This window comes from Candidatus Nitrosacidococcus sp. I8 (assembly GCF_945836005.1).
Taxonomy (GTDB): Bacteria; Pseudomonadota; Gammaproteobacteria; order Nitrosococcales; family Nitrosococcaceae; genus Nitrosacidococcus.
The window spans coordinates 353,572-371,645 of record NZ_OX241534.1; the positions used below are offsets into that span (position 1 = coordinate 353,572).

The 18,074-nt window shown below is 36.6% G+C and carries 32 protein-coding genes; 30 read left to right on the forward strand and 2 right to left on the reverse strand.

Going from position 1 to position 18,074, the window contains the following annotated elements; all coding sequences use genetic code 11:
- Position 1 precedes the first annotated feature (1 nt).
- The 26 genes from rplD to rplQ are packed head-to-tail and all read left to right on the forward strand — an operon-like array spanning position 2 to position 12,523.
- A complete protein-coding gene (rplD, locus tag OOL07_RS01770) occupies positions 2-628 on the forward strand; it encodes a 50S ribosomal protein L4 (RefSeq protein WP_264694566.1) in 627 nt (208 codons plus the stop codon).
- The gene (rplW, locus tag OOL07_RS01775) at positions 625-918 is read left to right on the forward strand and encodes a 50S ribosomal protein L23 (protein ID WP_264694568.1); all 294 of its coding nucleotides are present in this window, start codon (positions 625-627) and stop codon (positions 916-918) included. The genes rplD and rplW overlap by 4 nt, the downstream gene beginning before the upstream one ends.
- Before the next feature lie 30 nt (positions 919-948).
- Complete coding sequence (rplB, locus tag OOL07_RS01780; protein ID WP_264694570.1) at positions 949-1,773, forward strand: 50S ribosomal protein L2; 825 nt, start codon at positions 949-951, stop codon at positions 1,771-1,773.
- Between the two features lie 24 nt (positions 1,774-1,797).
- Positions 1,798-2,070, forward strand: coding sequence for a 30S ribosomal protein S19 (gene rpsS, locus OOL07_RS01785; protein WP_264694572.1), 273 nt, complete (start codon positions 1,798-1,800; stop codon positions 2,068-2,070).
- 17 nt (positions 2,071-2,087) lie between these two features.
- On the forward strand, positions 2,088-2,414 hold the full coding sequence (gene rplV, locus OOL07_RS01790; RefSeq protein WP_264694574.1) for a 50S ribosomal protein L22: 327 nt from the start codon (positions 2,088-2,090) through the stop codon (positions 2,412-2,414).
- Between the two features lie 24 nt (positions 2,415-2,438).
- Positions 2,439-3,107: a 30S ribosomal protein S3 gene (rpsC, locus tag OOL07_RS01795; protein ID WP_264694576.1), complete on the forward strand. Its 669-nt coding sequence runs from the start codon at positions 2,439-2,441 to the stop codon at positions 3,105-3,107.
- A 14-nt stretch (positions 3,108-3,121) separates the two neighbouring features.
- A complete protein-coding gene (gene rplP, locus OOL07_RS01800) occupies positions 3,122-3,535 on the forward strand; it encodes a 50S ribosomal protein L16 (RefSeq protein ID WP_264694578.1) in 414 nt (137 codons plus the stop codon).
- Positions 3,535-3,720, forward strand: a complete 186-nt coding sequence (gene rpmC, locus OOL07_RS01805; protein WP_264694580.1) for a 50S ribosomal protein L29 — start codon at positions 3,535-3,537, stop codon at positions 3,718-3,720. The genes rplP and rpmC overlap by 1 nt, the downstream gene beginning before the upstream one ends.
- 10 nt (positions 3,721-3,730) lie before the next feature.
- Positions 3,731-3,985: a 30S ribosomal protein S17 gene (rpsQ, locus tag OOL07_RS01810; RefSeq protein WP_264694583.1), complete on the forward strand. Its 255-nt coding sequence runs from the start codon at positions 3,731-3,733 to the stop codon at positions 3,983-3,985.
- A gap of 35 nt (positions 3,986-4,020) precedes the next feature.
- Positions 4,021-4,389, forward strand: a complete 369-nt coding sequence (gene rplN, locus OOL07_RS01815; RefSeq protein WP_264694585.1) for a 50S ribosomal protein L14 — start codon at positions 4,021-4,023, stop codon at positions 4,387-4,389.
- An 8-nt stretch (positions 4,390-4,397) separates the two neighbouring features.
- Positions 4,398-4,715 carry a 50S ribosomal protein L24 gene (gene rplX / locus OOL07_RS01820; RefSeq protein WP_264694588.1) on the forward strand — a complete coding sequence of 106 codons (318 nt, stop codon included), beginning with the start codon at positions 4,398-4,400 and terminating at the stop codon, positions 4,713-4,715.
- A 43-nt stretch (positions 4,716-4,758) separates the two neighbouring features.
- The gene (gene rplE / locus OOL07_RS01825; protein WP_264694590.1) at positions 4,759-5,298 is read left to right on the forward strand and encodes a 50S ribosomal protein L5; all 540 of its coding nucleotides are present in this window, start codon (positions 4,759-4,761) and stop codon (positions 5,296-5,298) included.
- Between the two features lie 12 nt (positions 5,299-5,310).
- On the forward strand, positions 5,311-5,616 hold the full coding sequence (rpsN, locus tag OOL07_RS01830; RefSeq protein WP_264694592.1) for a 30S ribosomal protein S14: 306 nt from the start codon (positions 5,311-5,313) through the stop codon (positions 5,614-5,616).
- Positions 5,617-5,657: 41 nt separating this feature from the next.
- Positions 5,658-6,050: a 30S ribosomal protein S8 gene (rpsH, locus tag OOL07_RS01835; RefSeq protein ID WP_264694594.1), complete on the forward strand. Its 393-nt coding sequence runs from the start codon at positions 5,658-5,660 to the stop codon at positions 6,048-6,050.
- 16 nt (positions 6,051-6,066) lie between these two features.
- The gene (gene rplF, locus OOL07_RS01840; protein WP_264694596.1) at positions 6,067-6,600 is read left to right on the forward strand and encodes a 50S ribosomal protein L6; all 534 of its coding nucleotides are present in this window, start codon (positions 6,067-6,069) and stop codon (positions 6,598-6,600) included.
- A gap of 13 nt (positions 6,601-6,613) precedes the next feature.
- Positions 6,614-6,961: a 50S ribosomal protein L18 gene (rplR, locus tag OOL07_RS01845; RefSeq protein WP_264694598.1), complete on the forward strand. Its 348-nt coding sequence runs from the start codon at positions 6,614-6,616 to the stop codon at positions 6,959-6,961.
- A gap of 12 nt (positions 6,962-6,973) precedes the next feature.
- Positions 6,974-7,483 carry a 30S ribosomal protein S5 gene (gene rpsE, locus OOL07_RS01850; protein ID WP_264694600.1) on the forward strand — a complete coding sequence of 170 codons (510 nt, stop codon included), beginning with the start codon at positions 6,974-6,976 and terminating at the stop codon, positions 7,481-7,483.
- Positions 7,483-7,671 carry a 50S ribosomal protein L30 gene (gene rpmD / locus OOL07_RS01855; protein WP_264694602.1) on the forward strand — a complete coding sequence of 63 codons (189 nt, stop codon included), beginning with the start codon at positions 7,483-7,485 and terminating at the stop codon, positions 7,669-7,671. The genes rpsE and rpmD overlap by 1 nt, the downstream gene beginning before the upstream one ends.
- A 2-nt stretch (positions 7,672-7,673) precedes the next feature.
- Positions 7,674-8,114, forward strand: a complete 441-nt coding sequence (rplO, locus tag OOL07_RS01860) for a 50S ribosomal protein L15 (protein ID WP_264694604.1) — start codon at positions 7,674-7,676, stop codon at positions 8,112-8,114.
- 2 nt (positions 8,115-8,116) lie between these two features.
- Positions 8,117-9,493, forward strand: coding sequence for a preprotein translocase subunit SecY (gene secY / locus OOL07_RS01865; protein ID WP_413774098.1), 1,377 nt, complete (start codon positions 8,117-8,119; stop codon positions 9,491-9,493).
- Positions 9,494-9,538: 45 nt separating this feature from the next.
- Complete coding sequence (rpmJ, locus tag OOL07_RS01870) at positions 9,539-9,652, forward strand: 50S ribosomal protein L36 (RefSeq protein WP_264694606.1); 114 nt, start codon at positions 9,539-9,541, stop codon at positions 9,650-9,652.
- A gap of 35 nt (positions 9,653-9,687) precedes the next feature.
- On the forward strand, positions 9,688-10,038 hold the full coding sequence (gene rpsM / locus OOL07_RS01875) for a 30S ribosomal protein S13 (protein WP_264694608.1): 351 nt from the start codon (positions 9,688-9,690) through the stop codon (positions 10,036-10,038).
- Positions 10,039-10,052: 14 nt separating this feature from the next.
- Positions 10,053-10,436 carry a 30S ribosomal protein S11 gene (rpsK, locus tag OOL07_RS01880; protein WP_264694610.1) on the forward strand — a complete coding sequence of 128 codons (384 nt, stop codon included), beginning with the start codon at positions 10,053-10,055 and terminating at the stop codon, positions 10,434-10,436.
- Between the two features lie 14 nt (positions 10,437-10,450).
- Positions 10,451-11,077: a 30S ribosomal protein S4 gene (rpsD, locus tag OOL07_RS01885; RefSeq protein WP_264694612.1), complete on the forward strand. Its 627-nt coding sequence runs from the start codon at positions 10,451-10,453 to the stop codon at positions 11,075-11,077.
- Positions 11,078-11,130: 53 nt separating this feature from the next.
- On the forward strand, positions 11,131-12,117 hold the full coding sequence (locus OOL07_RS01890; protein ID WP_264694615.1) for a DNA-directed RNA polymerase subunit alpha: 987 nt from the start codon (positions 11,131-11,133) through the stop codon (positions 12,115-12,117).
- A 25-nt stretch (positions 12,118-12,142) separates the two neighbouring features.
- Entirely contained in the window at positions 12,143-12,523 is a 381-nt protein-coding gene (gene rplQ, locus OOL07_RS01895) for a 50S ribosomal protein L17 (RefSeq protein WP_264694617.1), read from the forward strand.
- Here rplQ and ubiG read toward each other — a convergent pair.
- Both ubiG and OOL07_RS01905 read right to left on the reverse strand, forming a co-directional pair.
- Positions 12,520-13,227, reverse strand: a complete 708-nt coding sequence (ubiG, locus tag OOL07_RS01900) for a bifunctional 2-polyprenyl-6-hydroxyphenol methylase/3-demethylubiquinol 3-O-methyltransferase UbiG (RefSeq protein ID WP_264694619.1) — start codon at positions 13,225-13,227, stop codon at positions 12,520-12,522. The genes rplQ and ubiG overlap by 4 nt on opposite strands.
- A gap of 34 nt (positions 13,228-13,261) precedes the next feature.
- Positions 13,262-14,182: a CysB family HTH-type transcriptional regulator gene (locus tag OOL07_RS01905; RefSeq protein WP_264694621.1), complete on the reverse strand. Its 921-nt coding sequence runs from the start codon at positions 14,180-14,182 to the stop codon at positions 13,262-13,264.
- A 117-nt stretch (positions 14,183-14,299) separates the two neighbouring features.
- Here OOL07_RS01905 and OOL07_RS01910 point away from each other — a divergent pair, with 117 nt between their 5' ends.
- The 4 genes from OOL07_RS01910 to cysN are packed head-to-tail and all read left to right on the forward strand — an operon-like array spanning position 14,300 to position 18,030.
- The gene (locus tag OOL07_RS01910; RefSeq protein WP_264694624.1) at positions 14,300-15,100 is read left to right on the forward strand and encodes a sulfite exporter TauE/SafE family protein; all 801 of its coding nucleotides are present in this window, start codon (positions 14,300-14,302) and stop codon (positions 15,098-15,100) included.
- An 18-nt stretch (positions 15,101-15,118) separates the two neighbouring features.
- Positions 15,119-15,814, forward strand: coding sequence for a phosphoadenylyl-sulfate reductase (locus tag OOL07_RS01915; protein WP_264694626.1), 696 nt, complete (start codon positions 15,119-15,121; stop codon positions 15,812-15,814).
- Between the two features lie 33 nt (positions 15,815-15,847).
- The gene (cysD, locus tag OOL07_RS01920) at positions 15,848-16,753 is read left to right on the forward strand and encodes a sulfate adenylyltransferase subunit CysD (protein ID WP_264694628.1); all 906 of its coding nucleotides are present in this window, start codon (positions 15,848-15,850) and stop codon (positions 16,751-16,753) included.
- Positions 16,754-16,755: 2 nt separating this feature from the next.
- Positions 16,756-18,030 carry a sulfate adenylyltransferase subunit CysN gene (gene cysN / locus OOL07_RS01925; protein ID WP_264694630.1) on the forward strand — a complete coding sequence of 425 codons (1,275 nt, stop codon included), beginning with the start codon at positions 16,756-16,758 and terminating at the stop codon, positions 18,028-18,030.
- Positions 18,031-18,074: the final 44 nt, after the last annotated feature.

An 18,074-nucleotide genomic window follows, 5' to 3' on the forward strand; every position in this document is an offset into this window, starting at 1 on the left:
AATGGATTTTGCTGTACAAAACTCTATAGGGGGCTCTGATCAGAATATTATACAGATCTCAGATTCTGTTTTTTCTAATGCTTTGAATAAAGCTCTTGTTTCTCAGGCTATTCTTACCTATTTAGTGAGAAGTCGTTCTGGAACAAAAGCGCAGAAAACTAGATCTGAAGTACGTGGTGGGGGTATAAAACCTTTTCGTCAAAAAGGTACCGGGCGTGCTAGAGCTGGAACTATTAGAAGTCCATTATGGCGCGGGGGCGGCAAAGTATTTGCTGCTAAACCAAAAGACTATGCTCAGAAATTGAATAAAAAAATGTATAGGGGGGCTATGTGCTCTATTCTTTCTGAGTTAGTACGGCAGGATAGGTTACAAGTAGTTAATGATGAATGTATCTCTCTACCGGAAATAAAAACTAAAAATCTTATAAATTTACTTGCACCCCTCAATTGGGATACTTTATTAATAGTCACTTCTAAAAGTGATCGTAACTTAGAGTTATCAGCTAGAAATATACCTGCAGTTACTATTTGTAGTGTAAAAGAGATTAACCCTTACGATCTAGTAAAGTTTAATGGTGTGTTAGCTACGTATAGTGCTTTACGTTGTATTGAGAGAGATTTTTCATGAACGAGGAAAAATTAACTAAAACTATCTTAACTCCTTTACTTTCTGAAAAAAGCACTTTTGTGGCTGAGAAATATAATCAGATAGTTTTTAAAGTGCAAAAGAGTTCTACTAAAAGGGAAATAAAAAGTGCTATTGAACTATTATTTAGTGTTAAAGTTAGCAAAGTTCATACTGTACTAATTAAAGGGAAACGTAAAAAATCTGGACGCTATATGGGTTATCGGAGTGATTGGAAAAAAGCGTATGTATCACTTCGTTCTGGATATGATATTGATTTTACAGGTGTTTAATAAATATTTTCTAGAACTAAAGAGGATAATATGCCAACAATAGAAGTTAATCCTACATCTCCTGGACAGAGATTCACTGTAAAAGTAGTGACCCCTAATCTGTATAAAGGGAGACCATATATACCTCTAACTACTAAAAAAACCCGGAGCGGCGGGCGAAATAATTTAGGCAGAATAACTGTTCGTCATAGAGGTGGCGGACACAAACAGTTATATCGGCTTATTGATTTTAAGAGGGATAAATTTGGTATTTTAGGTCGTATAGAAAGAATAGAATACGATCCAAATCGTAGTGCACATATTGCATTAGTGTGTTATTTAGATGGAGAAAAGCGATATATTATTGCTCCTAAGAATCTTAAAGTAGGGGATACAATAAGTTCAGGGCGAGAAGCATCTATACGAGATGGAAATAGCCTTCCTTTACGAAATATTCCTGTAGGTACTTTTATCCATTGTGTTGAATTAAAACTAGGTAAAGGGGCACAAATAGCTAGAAGTGCTGGTTCCTCATGTCAAATTGTAGCTCGTGAAGGGGAATACATTACTTTACGACTAAGATCAGGAGAAATACGAAGAGTATCTTCCGAATGCTATGCAACAATTGGAGAAGTAAGTAATGGTAGTCACGGGCTGCGCTCTCTTGGGAAAGCTGGTGCTCAACGAAGAAGAGGAAGACGGCCTACAGTTCGTGGAGTCGCCATGAATCCTGTAGATCACCCTCATGGTGGAGGAGAAGGAAGAACATCAGGGGGTAGACACCCTGTTAGCCCTTGGGGAATCTCAACCAAAGGTTACAAGACCCGCTCTAATAAACGTACTGAAGCCTTTATTGTGCATCGGCGTAAAAAATAGATCAGAGGAGAATATAGATTAGCTATGCCACGTTCGATCAAGAAAGGACCTTTTATTGATATTCATTTACAGAGAAAAATTGAGCAAGCAGTTTCATCTCAAAATAGAAAGCCTATTAAGACATGGTCCCGGCGATCAATGATAATTCCAGAAATGGTAGGGTTAACTATTGCAGTCCATAATGGTAGACAGCATGTCCCAGTATTAATTACAGAAAATATGGTTGGGCATAAGTTAGGGGAATTTTCGCCGACTCGAACTTTTAAAGGACATGCGGCAGATAGGAAGACAAAATAATAAGGTATTAAGTTATTATGGCTACAGCAGTATTAAAATATGTAAGAATATCTCCCCAAAAATGCCGACTAGTTGCAGATCAAATTAGAGGTTTATCTATAGATAAGGCACTAGAGGTTTTAAATTTTAGTCATAAAAAATCTGGAGCTGTTATAAAAAAATTGCTGGATTCAGTAGTTGCAAATGCTGAGCATAATGATGGATCTGATATTGATAATTTAAAGATTTCAGAAATCATAGTAAATGTAGGTCCTACCATGAAACGAACTCGAGCAAGAGCAAGAGGTAGGATTAACCGAATACTTAAACGTTCTTGCCACGTCAAAATAACTGTTGCAGAGTAATAATTTAATAGGAGTTTAATCAGAATGGGACAGAAGGTTCACCCTATTGGCATCCGTTTGGGTATTATTAGAGATTGGAACTCGAAGTGGTATGCTAGTGGTAATCAATTCGGTGAATTACTAAGTAACGACTTAGCTGTACGTAGCTATTTATCTAAAAAACTAGCAAATGCCCTTGTTAGCAATATTCATATTGATCGACCAGCACGGAGCGCTAGGATTACTATCCATACAGCAAGACCAGGAATAGTAATTGGAAAAAAGGGGGAGGATATTAATGTTTTACGCCAAGAAGTTGCCAGTATAATGGGTATACCGGTCCATATTAATATTCAAGAAATACGAAAACCAGAATTAGACTCTACTCTTGTTGCTATAAGTATAGCACAGCAGCTAGAGCGTAGAATTATGTTCCGTAGAGCAATGAAGAGAGCTGTGACTAATGCCATGAGAGTTGGTGCACAAGGTGTTAGGATAAAAGTATCCGGTCGTTTAAATGGTGCAGAAATCGCTCGTAGCGAATGGTATAAAGAAGGTAGAATACCTTTACATACTTTGCGGGCTGATATAGATTATGGGTTTTCTGAAGCAAAGACTACCTATGGAATTCTTGGGGTAAAGGTTTGGATATTTAAAGGAGAGATATTCGAGCAACAAAGCAATAATTCTGTAAGAGAAGAAAATATAAAGTAATTTGAGATAATAAAATGCTACAGCCAAAGAGAACTAAATTTCGTAAGCAACAAAAAGGCAGGAATAGAGGAAGTGCTTCTCGAGGATCCATCGTATCTTTCGGGGATTATGGATTAAAAGCTGTTGGCAGGGGGCAAATTACAGCACGCCAGATTGAATCTGCTAGGCGGGCTATGACAAGGTACATCAAGCGTGGTGGAAAAGTATGGATTCGAGTATTTCCTGACAAACCCATAACTAAGAAGCCTCTTGAAGTACGGCAAGGGAAAGGAAAGGGTAATGTAGAGTATTGGGCTATGAATATACAGCCTGGTAGAGTGCTTTATGAAATGGAGGGTGTCCAAGAAGACATAGCAAGGAGAGCTTTTGAATTAGCAGCTGCTAAATTACCGATTAAAACCATGTTTGTTACACGGACAATTATGTGATGAAAGCTCAGGACTTACGCCTAAAGGCAGTCGATATATTAAGAAGCGATCTTTTAAACCTTCTACGAGAACAATTTAAATTGCGTATTCAGAATGGAACAAATCAATTATCTAAGAATAGCGAGATGAAGAGAGTTCGCAGGGATATTGCAAGAATTAAAACTGTTTTAGGTGAAAAGTATTAATATTAATATTATGAATAACGAAAATTTTCGTACTATCACTGGGCAGGTAGTTAGTAATAGGATGGATAAAACAATAACTGTTGTCATCGAGCGTAAAATTCCACATCCTTTATATAAAAAATATATAAGGCGCTCTAATAAGCTGCATGCTCATGATGAAAATAATGATTGTGCTATTGGAGATACAGTATCTATAACCTCAGTTAAGCCTTTATCTAAAACGAAATCTTGGCAGCTAGTGAGTATACTAGAACGTGCTCGTTAGCTTATTTTTTGCAGTGCTAAATTTAGGGGGACTAGATGATTCAAATGCAAACTAGCCTAGAAACAGCAGACAATAGTGGTGCTAAAAAACTTGTTTGCATTAAGGTATTGGGTGGGTCAAAGCGGCGGTATGCTGGGATTGGGGATATTATTAAGGTTACTGTAAAAGATGCTATTCCTCGTGGTAAAGTGAAAAAGGGGGATACTTATACTGCTGTAATTGTACGAACGAAAAAAGGAATTCGCCGATCGGATGGGTCGATAGTTCGTTTCGATACTAATGCTGCAGTGTTATTAAACAATCAAATGCAGCCTATAGGTACTAGAGTATTTGGGCCAGTAACACGCGAGCTTAGATCTGGGAATTTTATGCGAATCATATCTTTAGCCCCGGAAGTGCTCTAGGAGTAGCAATGCGCAGAATAAAAAAAAGTGATCAAATTATAGTTATTTCAGGTAAGGATAAAGGGAAGTTAGGGAAGGTTTTGCATATACTAGATAATGATTATATAGTTGTTGAAGGCGTCAATATTTTGAAAAAACATAAGCGACCGAATATGGCTGCAGGAGATCCTGGAGGAATTCTTGAAAAAGAAGGATCAATCCACGTCTCTAATGTTATGATATATGATACTATAGCTGGCCGAGGAAGTAGAGTTGGATTTAAAAACAAAGGAGATGACCGTAAGGTACGGTATTTAAAGACTAGTGGCGAATCCATAGATCCTTAATACTTCTACCGATTAATAATATTTAGTTTTTAGAAAATCAAGTATGGCTAGATTACAAGAATACTATTATTCCACAGTGGTCCACAATCTGAAGAATCAATTTGAGTATAGCTCTGTTATGGCTGTCCCCCGTATAGAGAAGATTACTCTGAATATGGGAGTAGGTGAAGGAGTTGGGAATAAAAGTGTTTTGGAGCATGCTAGTAATGACATGCAAAAAATTTCTGGGCAAAAGCCAATTCTTACATTAGCAAGAAAATCAGTAGCAGGATTTAAGATTCGTGAGGACTGGCCTATTGGGTGTAAAGTAACCTTACGCCAAGCAAAAATGTATGATTTTCTAGATAGATTAATTAATATTGCAATTCCTAGAATTAGAGATTTTCGTGGGTTTGATGCGAAATCCTTTGATGGTAGAGGAAATTATAATATGGGTATACGAGAGCAGATTATATTTCCGGAAATTGACTATGATCAGATAGATACTATACGAGGTATGAATATTACCATTACAACCACAGCGAGAACAGATAATGAAGGTCGAGCTCTCTTAAAGGCGTTTAGCTTTCCTTTTAAAGGTTAATGGGAGAATATAATGTCAAAGAAATGTATGATTAACCGTGAGCTAAAAAGGGTTAGAATAGCAAAGAAATATACGGTAAAACGTTTAGAATTAAAAGAAAGAATAAATGATACTTCTCTTTCATTAGAAGAGCGAAGAAATGCTACAAATAAGTTTCGCACTTTGCCAAGGGATTCGTCTCCTTCTCGTCAGAGAAATCGTTGTTATTTAACAGGGAGACCCCATGGTTACGTGCGTAGATTTTCTTTGTCGCGTAATAAGTTAAGAGAAATCGCAATGCGTGGGGATATCCCTGGCTTAACTAAAGCTAGTTGGTAAATTATTTATAGTTTTGTAGAATAATTAAGAGTAAGTTCGTCATGAGTATGACAGATCCAATTTCGGATATGCTAACAAGGTTACGCAACGGTCAGAGGGTTGGCAAGTTAAAAATAGACATGCCTTTTTCGAAACTAAAGAAAAATATTGCACACTTATTAAAGATTGAAGGTTATATAAAAGATTATCAGTTAACTGATAGTGTGAAGCCAACCTTAGTTATAGATCTAAAGTATTATAAAGGATTTCCAGTTATTGGAGAAATCAAGAGAGTGAGTACCCCCGGTCTGCGCATATATAAAGATAAGAATAATCTCCCTAAAGTTTGTGGAGGTTTAGGGATTGCTATCATTTCTACTTCCAACGGGGTTATGACTGACAAAGCAGCAAGATCTAAGGGAATAGGAGGCGAAATATTATGCTACGTTTCATAGAAATGAGGATGAGTTAATGTCTAGAGTAGCTAATAATCCTATACTAATCCCTAGTAATGTTGGTGTTAAATTAACAGATCGAGAGATTAAAATAGAGGGTAAAAACGGCCTTCTTTCTTTGCCAATTCATGAATTAGTAGATATAGTGCATAAAGAAACAGCATTATATTGTAGCCCAAAACAATCTGAAAAATATTCAGAGTCTTTAAGCGGTACCCTAAGAGCCTTAATAAGTAATATGATATATGGAGTAAATCAAGGGTTTGTTGTAGGGTTACACTTAGTTGGAGTTGGTTATCGTGCACAGCTTCAGGGAAAGAATTTGGCACTTAATTTGGGTTATTCCCACCCTGTTGAGTTTATTTCTCCTGAAGGAATTACAATCGAAGTACCAAATCCAACTGAGATCCAGATAAAAGGTGCTGACAAAAGGAAAGTTGGGCAAGTTGCAGCTGACATACGTAATTTTAGACCTCCTGAGCCTTATAAAGGCAAAGGAATTCGTTATATAAATGAAGTGATTATACGTAAGGAAGCTAAAAAGAAATAGTCTAAGGTGTAGCGTGAATAAGAAGAAAGCAAGATTAAGAAGAGCGGCCAATACAAGATTTAAGATACGTAAGCAAGAAGCAATTAGGTTAGCAGTTCATCGTACACCTAAGCATATCTATGCTCAAATCACTAAATCGGGGGAAGTTGTTGCTAGCGCTTCTACCGTTGAATCAGTGATTAAGCAGCAAGTAGAATATACAGGAAATAAATCCGCTGCTTTGATTGTGGGTAAAATTATCGCTGAGAGAGCTATAGAAAAGGGTATATATAGGGTTGCTTTTGATAGATCTGGTTATAAATATCATGGTCGAGTAGAATCGTTAGCAAATTCAGCTCGTGAAAATGGATTACAGTTTTAAAAGGTTATATTAATGAGGCAAATAGAACATAAGGAGCTAGAAGGTAGTCTATTAGAAAAACTAGTAGCTGTAAGACGAGTTGCTAAGGTTGTAAAAGGTGGTCGCCAGTTTGGTTTTTCAGCACTAACTGTAGTTGGTGATGGTAAGGGTAGAGTGGGATTCGGGCAGGGAAAAGCTAAAGAAGTTCCTGCTGCTATTCAAAAAGCATTAGAAGATGCAAAAAAGAATATGGTTTCAGTCTCTCTAAAAGAGGGAACCTTGCAGTATCCCCTAACTGCTAGTTACGGTGCTGCTAAAATTTATATGCAGCCAGCTCCCCAAGGAACCGGAATTATTGCTGGGGGAGCCATGCGAGCAGTTTTTGAAGTTGTTGGTATACATAATGTTTTAGCAAAATGTATTGGATCAACAAACCCGATTAATATTGTTAGATCTACTATTCTTGGCCTTTCTCATATGGCAAGCCCTATAAGTATCGCTCAAAAGCGAGGAAAAGATCTTCAAGAGATTTTCAGTGAATAATGGATAACAAAAATAAAATTCAAGTAGTACTTGTGAAAAGCCTGATCGGTAGGTTAGAGCGGCATAAAAAATGTGCTATTGGTTTAGGATTACGCCGTATAGGGAAACCAACTACTGTTTATGATACTCCGGAGAATAGAGGAATGATAAAAGAAATTTCCTATCTAATTAAAATCAATGATAATTAGCTATGAGATTAAATACCCTTTCATTTATATTAGGCACTAAACAGAAAAGAACTCGACTTGGCAGAGGTATAGGATCAGGTTTGGGTAAAACTTGCGGACGTGGTCATAAGGGACAGAAAGCAAGAGCAGGAGGATATCACAAAGTTGGCTTCGAAGGAGGGCAGTTACCTATTCAGAGGCGTCTTCCTAAGATAGGGTTCGTATCTCTTAGTGCTAGAGATTCCGCTGAGCTTAGGTTGGATCAAATTTCAAAAATAGATACTGATGTATTAAGTATTGATAGTCTCATTCGTTCTGGTTTAATTTCAAAGCGAACTAAAAAAGTCAAGGTTATAGCATCTGGAAAAATTGATAAGGCAGTAACTCTTGATGGTATTCAAGTATCCATGGGTGCACGCCTAGCAATCGAAAAATTAGGCGGTAAAGTTAATGAAAAGGAATAATAGTGGCAAAGCATAGCCGTAAAGCAAAATCTTCTCGAGCTGGAGATAAATTCAGTAAATTTGATGGCTTGCGCCGTAAACTCTTTTTCGTGCTAGGTGCTCTATTAGTTTATAGAATAGGTACTTTTATTCCTGTACCCGGTGTTGATCCAAGCGCACTTTCTGCACTGTTTGAGCAACAACAAGGTACAATCTTGGACATGTTTAACATGTTCTCTGGCGGTGCTCTAAGACGTCTATCAGTATTTGCTCTAGGGATTATGCCTTATATATCTGCATCTATTATTATGCAGTTACTAACAACGGTTCATCCTAAACTGGAGCAGTTGAAAAAAGAAGGTGCATCAGGACGTAGAAAAATTACTCAATATACTCGTTATGGCACCTTGCTTTTAGCGACTATACAGTCCATAGGGGTGGCAGTTGCTTTAGAATCACAACAAGTAAGTGGTATGTCTGTAGTAATTGACCCAGGTATTTTATTTAGATTAACTGCTGTACTAACTCTTGTTAGTGGTGCATTATTTTTAATGTGGCTTGGTGAGCAAATTACTGAACGAGGTATTGGTAACGGAATTTCATTAATAATTTTTGCTGGAATCGTTGCTGGATTACCATCTGCTCTTGGTGGAACACTAGAATTAGCAAGAACTGGAGAGATTCATATACTTACTGTACTAGTACTTTTAGCCCTAACCTTAGTAGTAACAGCGTTTGTGGTTTTTATGGAGCGTGCACAGCGGCGTATACCAGTGCATTATGCTAGGCAGCAAGTTAGTGGTAAAACTTATGGTGGGCAAACCAGCCATCTACCTTTAAAAATAAATATGTCTGGAGTTATTCCGCCTATATTTGCGTCTAGTATTATTTTATTTCCAGCTACGTTAGCAAGCTGGTTTAGCTCTAATGAGGGGATGGGATGGCTTAAAGATCTATCAGCTACTCTGTCTCCAGGACAGCCTATTTATGTAATTTTATATGCGGCAGCAATTGTTTTCTTCTGCTTTTTTTATACGGCATTGGTTTTTAATCCAAAAGAAACAGCTGATAACTTAAAAAAATCTGGTGCTTTTATTCCTGGAATACGCCCAGGTGATCATACTACTCGATATATTGATACTGTCATGGGGAGGCTTACTCTAGGTGGTGCTATTTATATTACTGCTGTATGCCTTTTGCCAGAATTTTTAATTCTGTACTGGAATGTACCCTTTTATTTTGGAGGTACATCCTTGTTAATTATTGTGGTTGTAGTTATGGACTTTGTAGCCCAAGTGCAAGCCCATCTAGTATCCCATCAATATGAAAGTTTATTGAAAAAGGCCCAGTTAAAGGGCATTAATATTAATAGTGCTTTTGAAAATCAAATTATACGCTAGAGCTAGCAAAATCAAATATTCTATCCATGGGAGTTAACTAGATAAATGAAAGTTCGAGCTTCTGTAAAAAAACTTTGTCAAAGCTGTAAGCTTATACGGAGAAAGAGAGTTGTAAGGGTAATATGTAAAGATGCTCGGCATAAACAACGTCAAGGGTAATACTTACGATAAATAGATTGAGGGTAAGATAAATAATGGCACGTATCGCTGGAATCAATATACCGGTACATAAACACATAAAAATAGCGCTTACTTCTGTTTATGGGATAGGGAATACTCGTGCTCAAAAAATTTGTAATTCAGTAGGAATTCCTGCGCAAAAAAGAGTTACAGATCTCTCTGAGCAGGAGTTAGAAAATCTACGTACTGAAGTGAATAAATATTCTATAGAAGGTGATTTACGCCGTGAAGTAACAATGAATATTAAACGATTGATGGATATAGGTTGTTATCGAGGTCTTAGGCATCGCAAAAATCTTCCAGTACATGGCCAACGAACCCAAACAAATGCAAGAACACGGAAGGGACCTAGAAAGGTAAAATAGTAGAGTTTATATTAATGGCAAAGTCAAGTGTAAAAAAGAAAATTAAAAGAACTGTCGCTGATGGGATTGCGCATATTCATGCTTCTTTTAACAATACGATTGTTACAATCTCAGATCGTCAAGGAAACGCTCTAGCATGGGCTACATCCGGCGGAAGTGGTTTCCGCGGCTCTCGTAAGAGTACGCCTTTTGCTGCACAAGTAGCTGCAGAAAGAGCAGGGCGTGTTGCTCAAGAAATGGGTATGAAAAATGTAGAAGTGTACATTAAAGGCCCTGGACCAGGAAGAGAATCAGCTGCACGAGCTCTGAATAATATAGGTTTTAAAATAATAGGTATAATAGATATTACTCCTATTCCCCATAATGGTTGTCGCCCCCCTAAAAGGCGAAGAGTTTAAAAGGAGGGTTAAACTTGGCTAAATATATAGGTCCTAAACTCAAACAAGCAAGGCGTGAAGGAACAGATCTTTTTTTAAAAAGCGGAATTAGATCTATAGATTCAAAATGCAAGATTCAACAAATTCCTGGGCAACATGGATCAACATCAAAACAAAGCCGATTATCGGGCTATGCTTCTCAGTTACGAGAGAAACAAAAACTGCGTCGTATGTATGGTGTTTTAGAGAAACAATTCCGGTCTTACTATAAAGAAGCCACAAGGTTAAGAGGATCTACTGGGGAAAATCTATTAAAAATTCTAGAATCTCGCCTTGATAATGTAGTGTATAGAATGGGATTCGGGAGTACTCGTGCTGAAGCACGCCAGCTTGTTAATCACAAGAGTATCCTTGTTAATGGCAAAGAAGTGAATATACCCTCTTATAAGGTTCAGATTGAAGATAAAGTAATTGTAAAGGAAAAAGCTAAGAGGCAAGATCGTATAAAATTAGCACTTGAAATTGCTCAAGCAAGAGCAAATATAGATTGGATTGACGTTGAACCAAATAAAATGGAAGGGGTGTTTAGAAGAGTTCCTGATCGTAGCGAATTAGCTTCTGATATACAAGAGAACTTAGTAGTAGAGCTTTACTCAAAATAGCATGTTATTTATATGCTATATCAAACTATTTCAAATAAGATTGATCCTAAATTATGTTAGCATCTAATTTCCTGAAACCAAAGATAATAGATGTTCAGTACATTAATAATAATAGGGCTAGAGTAGTATTAGAACCTCTAGAACGTGGATTTGGGCATACATTAGGAAATGCCTTAAGAAGAATTTTACTATCTTCAATGCCTGGCTGTGCTATTGTTGAGGTGCAAATTGATCATATCCTCCATGAATATTCTTCTAAGGAGGGAATCCAAGAAGATATAGTAGAAATTTTATTAAACTTAAAAGAAGTAGCAATTAATTTACATGATTGTGATGAAGCTATTTTAGAATTAAATGCGAAAGGACCTAGAATAGTTACTGCAGGAGATATAAAGACTGATCATAGCGTAGAGGTTATTAACCCTGGACATATCATTGCTCATCTCACCGAATCGGGAGAAATTTCTTGTATTATAAAAGTGGCTCGAGGAAGAGGATATGAACCAGCTTCTGTACGATCTATAAATAATGAAAAGCATAACTCAATTGGCTATTTGACCCTTGATGCTTCTTTTAGTCCTATTAGAAAAGTTGCATATGATGTCGAGAGGGCTCGCGTAGAACAAAGAACTGATTTAGATAAACTTATTATTGAAATTGAGACAAATGGTGCAATTTCCCCAGATGAAGCGATAAGAAAGGCTGCTTCAATTCTGCAAGATCAGCTAACATTTTTTGTAGATTTAAAAAATAAAGAGAACATTTCTACTAATCAAGAGCTTGGAAAAGTTGATCCCATATTGTTGCAATCTATAGATGATTTGGAATTAACAGTACGTTCATTAAATTGTCTAAAAGCAGAAAATATCTATTATATTGGAGATTTAATCCAGCAAACGGAATCTGGGCTATTAAAAACTCCTAATTTAGGAAAGAAATCTTTAATGGAAATAAAAGAAATTCTATCCTCTAGAGGTCTTTCATTAGGTATGCAAGTAGATAATTGGCCTCCTGAGGGATTGGAAATAATTAGAATATAAACCTTAAAAAAAGAGTAGTTATTATATGCGTCATCGCCATAGTGGAAGAAAATTAAATCGAACAACTGCACATAGAGAATCTATGCTTCGTAATATGTCGGTATCACTATTGAAGTATGAAGCGATCCAAACAACACTTCCTAAAGCGAAAGAGCTGCGCAGGATTGCTGAACCACTAATTACACTAGCAAAAGAGGATACTGTAGCTAATCGTCGTCTAGCATTTTCTCGATTAAGAGATAGAGATGTAGTTACAAAATTATTTAGAGATCTTGCCCCTCGATACAAAGCACGCCCAGGCGGTTATTTACGATTATTAAAAAATGGATTTCGTAGCGGCGATAATGCTCCTATTGCCTTGGTAGAGCTTGTGGATCGTTCTAGTGATGGTGAAAATAGTGATTAGTCTTTGACAGCATAGCCGATATAATTAACGTTAATGTCGTTATTTAGCCAACAAATTTTACTTATAGGGTTATAATGTAGCCCTATAAATTCCTTAATATTTAAACATTCTAGACGGCACCAAGATTCTAATTCGCAAGGAATAATAAAACGCTTATAGTCATGAGTTCCCTTAGGGATGATTCTCCCTATATATTCTGCGCCGATAATACCAAATAAATACCCTTTTAGGGTACGGTTAAGCGTAGAAAAAAAGAATACCCCACCGGGCTTAAGTAATTGAGCACAAGCATGGATAATGTTAGCAGGGTTAGGTACATGTTCTAGCATTTCTAAACAAGTAATAATATCGAAGGATAGTGCTTTTTTACTTGCTAAATCTTCCACACTTATCTGCTGATAGTCTATATCTAACCTACTCTCTAATGCGTGTAAACGTGCTACTGTAAGAAGATCATAGCCTAGATCTATGCCCGTTACTTTAGAACCAAGTTTAGCTAGAGCCTCAGTGAGAAGGCCACCACCGCAGCCTACATCCAAAACCTCTTTTCCTGTTAGATTACTATGATCGCAAATATACTTTACTCGTATTGGGTTAATGTGGTGAAGTGTTCTAAATTCCCCCTCGCGTTCCCACCAATTATGGGCTAGGGTATTAAATCTACCTATTTCTTGAAGATCAACATTTACTGGCTGCTTATTCATTCAGTATTCCCTTAAGGAGTTAGTATATATATTTTTATGTATATATCGCCTTATCAATCACTTCATGAGTAAGTGATGGCGTAAATAACTTTAGAAAATCATAAGCGTATCCTCTTAAGTAGGAGCCTCGACGAATTCCTATATAAGTAATACTAGATTCAAATAGATTTTCTGCATCAATTGATTTTAAAGGTGCATCTTCAGTGGCATTAAATGCCATTTTCGCGATTATACCAATACCTAGTCCTAAGTGAAGGTATGTTTTAATTACATCCGCATCGCTTGCAGTTAAAATAATATTGGGCGTTATTTTTTTATTTATAAATGCTTGATCAAGTTTTGAGCGACCTGTAAAGCCAGTTATATAAGTAATAATAGGATACTTTGCTATATCCTCTAGTGTCATAGGGTTACATAAAAGTAGCGGGTGATCCGGTGGTACGATAACACATCTATTCCAACTATAACAAGGTAGTAATGCTAATTCTTTAAATAAACCTATTGATTCCGTTGCAATTGCTAAATCTACTGTACCATTAGCTGCCATTTCAGCAATTTGCTGTGGTGTCCCTTGAAACATTCTCAAATGGACCTCAGGATAGCTGGTTCTAAATTGCTTAATTATTAGCGGTAGAATGTATCTTGCTTGTGTATGTGTAGTTGCAATGGAGAGTATACCTTGACGTTTATTATTTACCTCCTTCCCTACTAGCTTAATATTCTCTACCTCAGATAAAATCTTATCAATCATTCCTAAAATTAAAACCCCAGCTGGAGTCATTCCTATAAGACGCTTACCATAACGCTCAAATATAGGCGTACCAAGCTCTTGCTCCAATTGGTGTATTTGATTGCTAATACCGGGTTGTGTCATATGGAGTGCTTGAGCAGCGGTAGATACACTATATTTTCGACGTACTATCTCTTGTACTGATCTCAGTTGTTGTAGTTTCATAATCGCATATAAAAAAAAATTATATCTATAAAGAACAATATATTTTGATTTAATATACATTAAATACTATTATTTTAGGTAAATTTTTAATTAAATAACTTATTTGTTATTAACCGTATGGAACTAGGATATATAGTATCTGGCTTATTCGTGGGGTTTATGGTGGGGCTTACTGGGGTGGGAGGTGGATCGCTAATGACTCCTATTCTAATTTTTGGGTTTGGTCTCTCCCCTCTAAGAGCAGTAGGCACTGATTTACTCTTTGCTGCCCTTACTAAGGTAGGTGGCGTGTGGAGTCATTGGTACCATCACACTATTCAGTGGCGTATTGTAGGATTTTTAGCTTTGGGAAGTATTCCCTCTACCTTAATAACACTGCAAATTCTAAAAACCTTTCAAAGTGATGATCAACAACTTACTCATTTGATTAATTTGATATTGGGGGTAGCATTAATTTTAACTGCTCTAGCACTACCAATGAAAAATTGGTTGAAGCAGGCTATAAAAGCTAATCATACCTCAAAGCTTGTACAGATTATCCACCGTCTTCGACAAAATAAAAACTTTATTGTGATAATTACGATTACTGTTGGCTGGATACTCGGGTTTATTGTCACTATGTCTTCCATCGGAGCAGGTGCTTTAGGATCGGTTGCTTTGTTATATCTTTATCCTAGTTTGTATATGAATCAGTTAGCAGCAACTGATATTGCTCATGCAGTGCCTTTAACGATTATTGCTGGCTTAGGACATTGGCATTTGGGGACGGTAGATATACATATTTTAAGTAATCTTCTTTTAGGATCTTTGCCTGGAGTTTATTTAGGCAGCCGCTTTAGTATTAGTCTTCCAGATAGAGTAATACAGATTACTCTTTCAACTTTACTGATGCTAATTGGTATTAAATTTATTCTTTAAGTAAATATAAAGTTATTGATGAAATTAAAATCGGATAATTTATTAACAGACAAGGTTATAGAAGTAACTTCTTTGCTTACGTCTATAGTAAATAACTATGCACCTGCTTGTTTCTCATCCAGCTTTGGAGCAGAAGATATGGTACTCATTGATATGATATTCAAATCTGCCCCAGAAATTAAGGTATTTACTTTAGATACAGGTCGCTTACCTCAAGAAACTTATGAGCTTATTCAAAAAATTACGGAATATTATCATCAACCGATTTATATTTATTTTCCTGAATCAGGAAATGTAGAATCCTACACTAAAACCTATGGACCTAATGGATTCTATCAAAGTGTGGAGTTACGAAAGAAATGTTGCCACATACGTAAAGTGTTACCACTGAAACGTGCGTTATTAGGAAAAAAATCATGGATTACAGGTATGCGTAGAGAACAATCTATTACTCGTAAGGATTTATCTCTCTCAGAATGGGATTCTGAGCATAAGCTTAAAAAATTTAACCCACTTATTACTTGGACAAGAGATGATGTATGGGATTATATTAAAAAATATAATGTTCCCTATAACATACTCCATGATCGGGGTTATGAAAGTATAGGCTGTGCTCCATGTACCAGAGCAATTACAGTAGGTGAGGATATTCGTGCTGGACGTTGGTGGTGGGAAGATGCTGATACTAAAGAGTGTGGGTTACATAAAAATTGATATAACCTAAAATTTATTGGTAAAGTGTGTATCATGAAATCATATCATTTAACTCATTTAAAACAGCTCGAATCAGAGTCTATATTTATTATGCGAGAGGTTGCTGCTACTTTTGAGCGACCTGTGCTACTTTTTTCTGGCGGTAAAGACTCCATTGTGATGGTGCATCTTGCTCAAAGGGCATTTTGGCCGACAAAGATTCCCTTTCCACTGTTACATATTGATACTGGGCACAATTTCCCTGAAACTTTAGAGTTTAGAGATAAACTAGTTGAAAAAACACAAGCAAGGCTTCTAATAGGCTCAGTACAAAATTCTATTAATAAAGGGAGAGCGATAGAAGAGAAGGGAGTTAATGCGAGCCGTAATAAGCTACAGACTGTAACTTTATTAGATGCTATTGAAGAATTTAAAGTTGATGCTGCTTTTGGCGGTGGTCGCCGAGATGAGGAGAAAGCTCGAGCTAAAGAGAGGATTTTCTCCCATCGAGATGAGTTTGGTCAGTGGGATCCTAAAAATCAGCGACCAGAATTATGGAATCTATTTAATGGTCATAAACATGTAGGAGAGCATTTTAGAGTTTTTCCGTTGAGTAACTGGACTGAAATGGATGTATGGCAATATATTGCTCAGGAAAATATAGATATTCCAAGTATTTATTTTAGTCATAACCGAGAAATTATTCAGAGAGATAGGATGCTGCTTGCAAATTCACCCTATCTTACTTTAGTAGAAGGCGAAATTATAGAACAACGGAGAGTACGATGCAGAACAGTTGGCGATATGACCTGTACTGGAGTTGTAGAATCAGAGGCGATAACTATTGAAGATATTATTCAAGAGGTAGCGGCTGCTAGAGTAACTGAGCGAGGAGGTAGAGCAGATGATAAGCGTTCAGAATCGGCTATGGAAGATCGTAAAAGACAGGGTTATTTTTAAAAATGATGAATGAATCTTCAGAATATCTTACTATGGACTTACTACGCCTTACTACAGCAGGTAGTGTGGATGATGGTAAAAGTACATTAATTGGTCGTTTACTTTATGATTCAAAATCTATTTTTGAAGATCAATTAGAATCTATACAGAAAAGTAGCCAACAATATGGAAACGAGCATATTAACCTTGCGTTGCTTACAGATGGGTTACGGGCTGAGCGTGAGCAAGGAATTACCATTGATGTAGCCTATCGTTACTTTGCTACGCCAAAACGAAAATTCATTATCGCAGATACCCCAGGGCACATTCAATATACACGTAATATGGTAACAGGGGCATCTACTGCTAATTTAGCAATGGTACTTGTAGATGCTCGTAATGGAGTAAGCGAACAAACCCGACGCCATGCTTCAATTTCTTCTCTCTTAAGGCTTCCTCATCTTATTTTGTGTATAAATAAAATGGATTTAGTCGATTATAAAGAGCAGACTTTTAAGAAAATAAGAAAGGAATTTGAAAATTTTGCAGATAAATTAGATATTCCTGATATTCACTATATTCCTATTAGTGCTTTTTATGGGGATAATGTAGTTGAAAAATCAAAAAATATGCCTTGGTACCAGGGAAGTACCCTATTACATACCCTAGAAAATATTCATATCAGTAATGATTATAATCATACTGATAGTCGTTTTGCAGTCCAATATGTGATTCGCCCTCATTCTCATGAATACCATGATTATCGCGGTTATGCTGGACGTGTAAGTAGTGGTGTTTTCCGTCCTGGAGATGAAATTACTGCTCTTCCTTCAGGGTTATCTACTCAGATTAAATCTATCGATACAATGGATGGATCAATAGACGAAGCATTCGCACCTATGTGTGTTACGTTTACTTTGGAGGATGATATCGATATTAGTCGGGGAGATATGTTAGTTAAATCTGTATATCAACCGCAAATCTCCCAGGACATTGAATTAATGGTCTGTTGGCTTAATGAGGTACCTTTAATATTAGGTGCTAAATATATAGTGAAGCATACTACAAAGGAGGTACGCTGCATTGTCAAAGAGATTCAATCTAAATTGGATGTTACTTCTCTAAACCAATCTAAAGATAAGGTAGCAAATTTAGAATTAAATGATATTGGGAAAATTAAAATTCGCACTGCTAATCCTTTATTTTTTGATAGCTATCATAACAATAGGGAAATAGGGAGCTTAATTTTAATTAACGAATTTACTAATGAGACTGTAGGTGCAGGAATGATCGTTTAGTTTTTTAGCAGTGTAAGTAAGAGATTTTTAACCCTGATAAGAAA

Excerpts from the sequence above, each read along its gene's own strand:
- rplD (WP_264694566.1), top strand. The coding sequence starts at position 2 with ATGGATTTTGCTGTACAAAACTCTATAGGGGGCTCTGATCAGAATATT.
- rplW (WP_264694568.1), top strand. The coding sequence starts at position 625 with ATGAACGAGGAAAAATTAACTAAAACTATCTTAACTCCTTTACTTTCT.
- rplB (WP_264694570.1), top strand. The coding sequence starts at position 949 with ATGCCAACAATAGAAGTTAATCCTACATCTCCTGGACAGAGATTCACT.
- rpsS (WP_264694572.1), top strand. The coding sequence starts at position 1,798 with ATGCCACGTTCGATCAAGAAAGGACCTTTTATTGATATTCATTTACAG.
- rplV (WP_264694574.1), top strand. The coding sequence starts at position 2,088 with ATGGCTACAGCAGTATTAAAATATGTAAGAATATCTCCCCAAAAATGC.
- rpsC (WP_264694576.1), top strand. The coding sequence starts at position 2,439 with ATGGGACAGAAGGTTCACCCTATTGGCATCCGTTTGGGTATTATTAGA.
- rplP (WP_264694578.1), top strand. The coding sequence starts at position 3,122 with ATGCTACAGCCAAAGAGAACTAAATTTCGTAAGCAACAAAAAGGCAGG.
- rpmC (WP_264694580.1), top strand. The coding sequence starts at position 3,535 with ATGAAAGCTCAGGACTTACGCCTAAAGGCAGTCGATATATTAAGAAGC.
- rpsQ (WP_264694583.1), top strand. The coding sequence starts at position 3,731 with ATGAATAACGAAAATTTTCGTACTATCACTGGGCAGGTAGTTAGTAAT.
- rplN (WP_264694585.1), top strand. The coding sequence starts at position 4,021 with ATGATTCAAATGCAAACTAGCCTAGAAACAGCAGACAATAGTGGTGCT.
- rplX (WP_264694588.1), top strand. The coding sequence starts at position 4,398 with ATGCGCAGAATAAAAAAAAGTGATCAAATTATAGTTATTTCAGGTAAG.
- rplE (WP_264694590.1), top strand. The coding sequence starts at position 4,759 with ATGGCTAGATTACAAGAATACTATTATTCCACAGTGGTCCACAATCTG.
- rpsN (WP_264694592.1), top strand. The coding sequence starts at position 5,311 with ATGTCAAAGAAATGTATGATTAACCGTGAGCTAAAAAGGGTTAGAATA.
- rpsH (WP_264694594.1), top strand. The coding sequence starts at position 5,658 with ATGAGTATGACAGATCCAATTTCGGATATGCTAACAAGGTTACGCAAC.
- rplF (WP_264694596.1), top strand. The coding sequence starts at position 6,067 with ATGTCTAGAGTAGCTAATAATCCTATACTAATCCCTAGTAATGTTGGT.
- rpsE (WP_264694600.1), top strand. The coding sequence starts at position 6,974 with ATGAGGCAAATAGAACATAAGGAGCTAGAAGGTAGTCTATTAGAAAAA.
- rpmD (WP_264694602.1), top strand. The coding sequence starts at position 7,483 with ATGGATAACAAAAATAAAATTCAAGTAGTACTTGTGAAAAGCCTGATC.
- rplO (WP_264694604.1), top strand. The coding sequence starts at position 7,674 with ATGAGATTAAATACCCTTTCATTTATATTAGGCACTAAACAGAAAAGA.
- rpmJ (WP_264694606.1), top strand. The coding sequence starts at position 9,539 with ATGAAAGTTCGAGCTTCTGTAAAAAAACTTTGTCAAAGCTGTAAGCTT.
- rpsM (WP_264694608.1), top strand. The coding sequence starts at position 9,688 with ATGGCACGTATCGCTGGAATCAATATACCGGTACATAAACACATAAAA.
- rpsK (WP_264694610.1), top strand. The coding sequence starts at position 10,053 with ATGGCAAAGTCAAGTGTAAAAAAGAAAATTAAAAGAACTGTCGCTGAT.
- OOL07_RS01890 (WP_264694615.1), top strand. The coding sequence starts at position 11,131 with ATGTTAGCATCTAATTTCCTGAAACCAAAGATAATAGATGTTCAGTAC.
- rplQ (WP_264694617.1), top strand. The coding sequence starts at position 12,143 with ATGCGTCATCGCCATAGTGGAAGAAAATTAAATCGAACAACTGCACAT.
- ubiG (WP_264694619.1), bottom strand. The coding sequence starts at position 13,227 with ATGAATAAGCAGCCAGTAAATGTTGATCTTCAAGAAATAGGTAGATTT.
- OOL07_RS01905 (WP_264694621.1), bottom strand. The coding sequence starts at position 14,182 with ATGAAACTACAACAACTGAGATCAGTACAAGAGATAGTACGTCGAAAA.
- OOL07_RS01910 (WP_264694624.1), top strand. The coding sequence starts at position 14,300 with ATGGAACTAGGATATATAGTATCTGGCTTATTCGTGGGGTTTATGGTG.
- OOL07_RS01915 (WP_264694626.1), top strand. The coding sequence starts at position 15,119 with ATGAAATTAAAATCGGATAATTTATTAACAGACAAGGTTATAGAAGTA.
- cysD (WP_264694628.1), top strand. The coding sequence starts at position 15,848 with ATGAAATCATATCATTTAACTCATTTAAAACAGCTCGAATCAGAGTCT.
- cysN (WP_264694630.1), top strand. The coding sequence starts at position 16,756 with ATGATGAATGAATCTTCAGAATATCTTACTATGGACTTACTACGCCTT.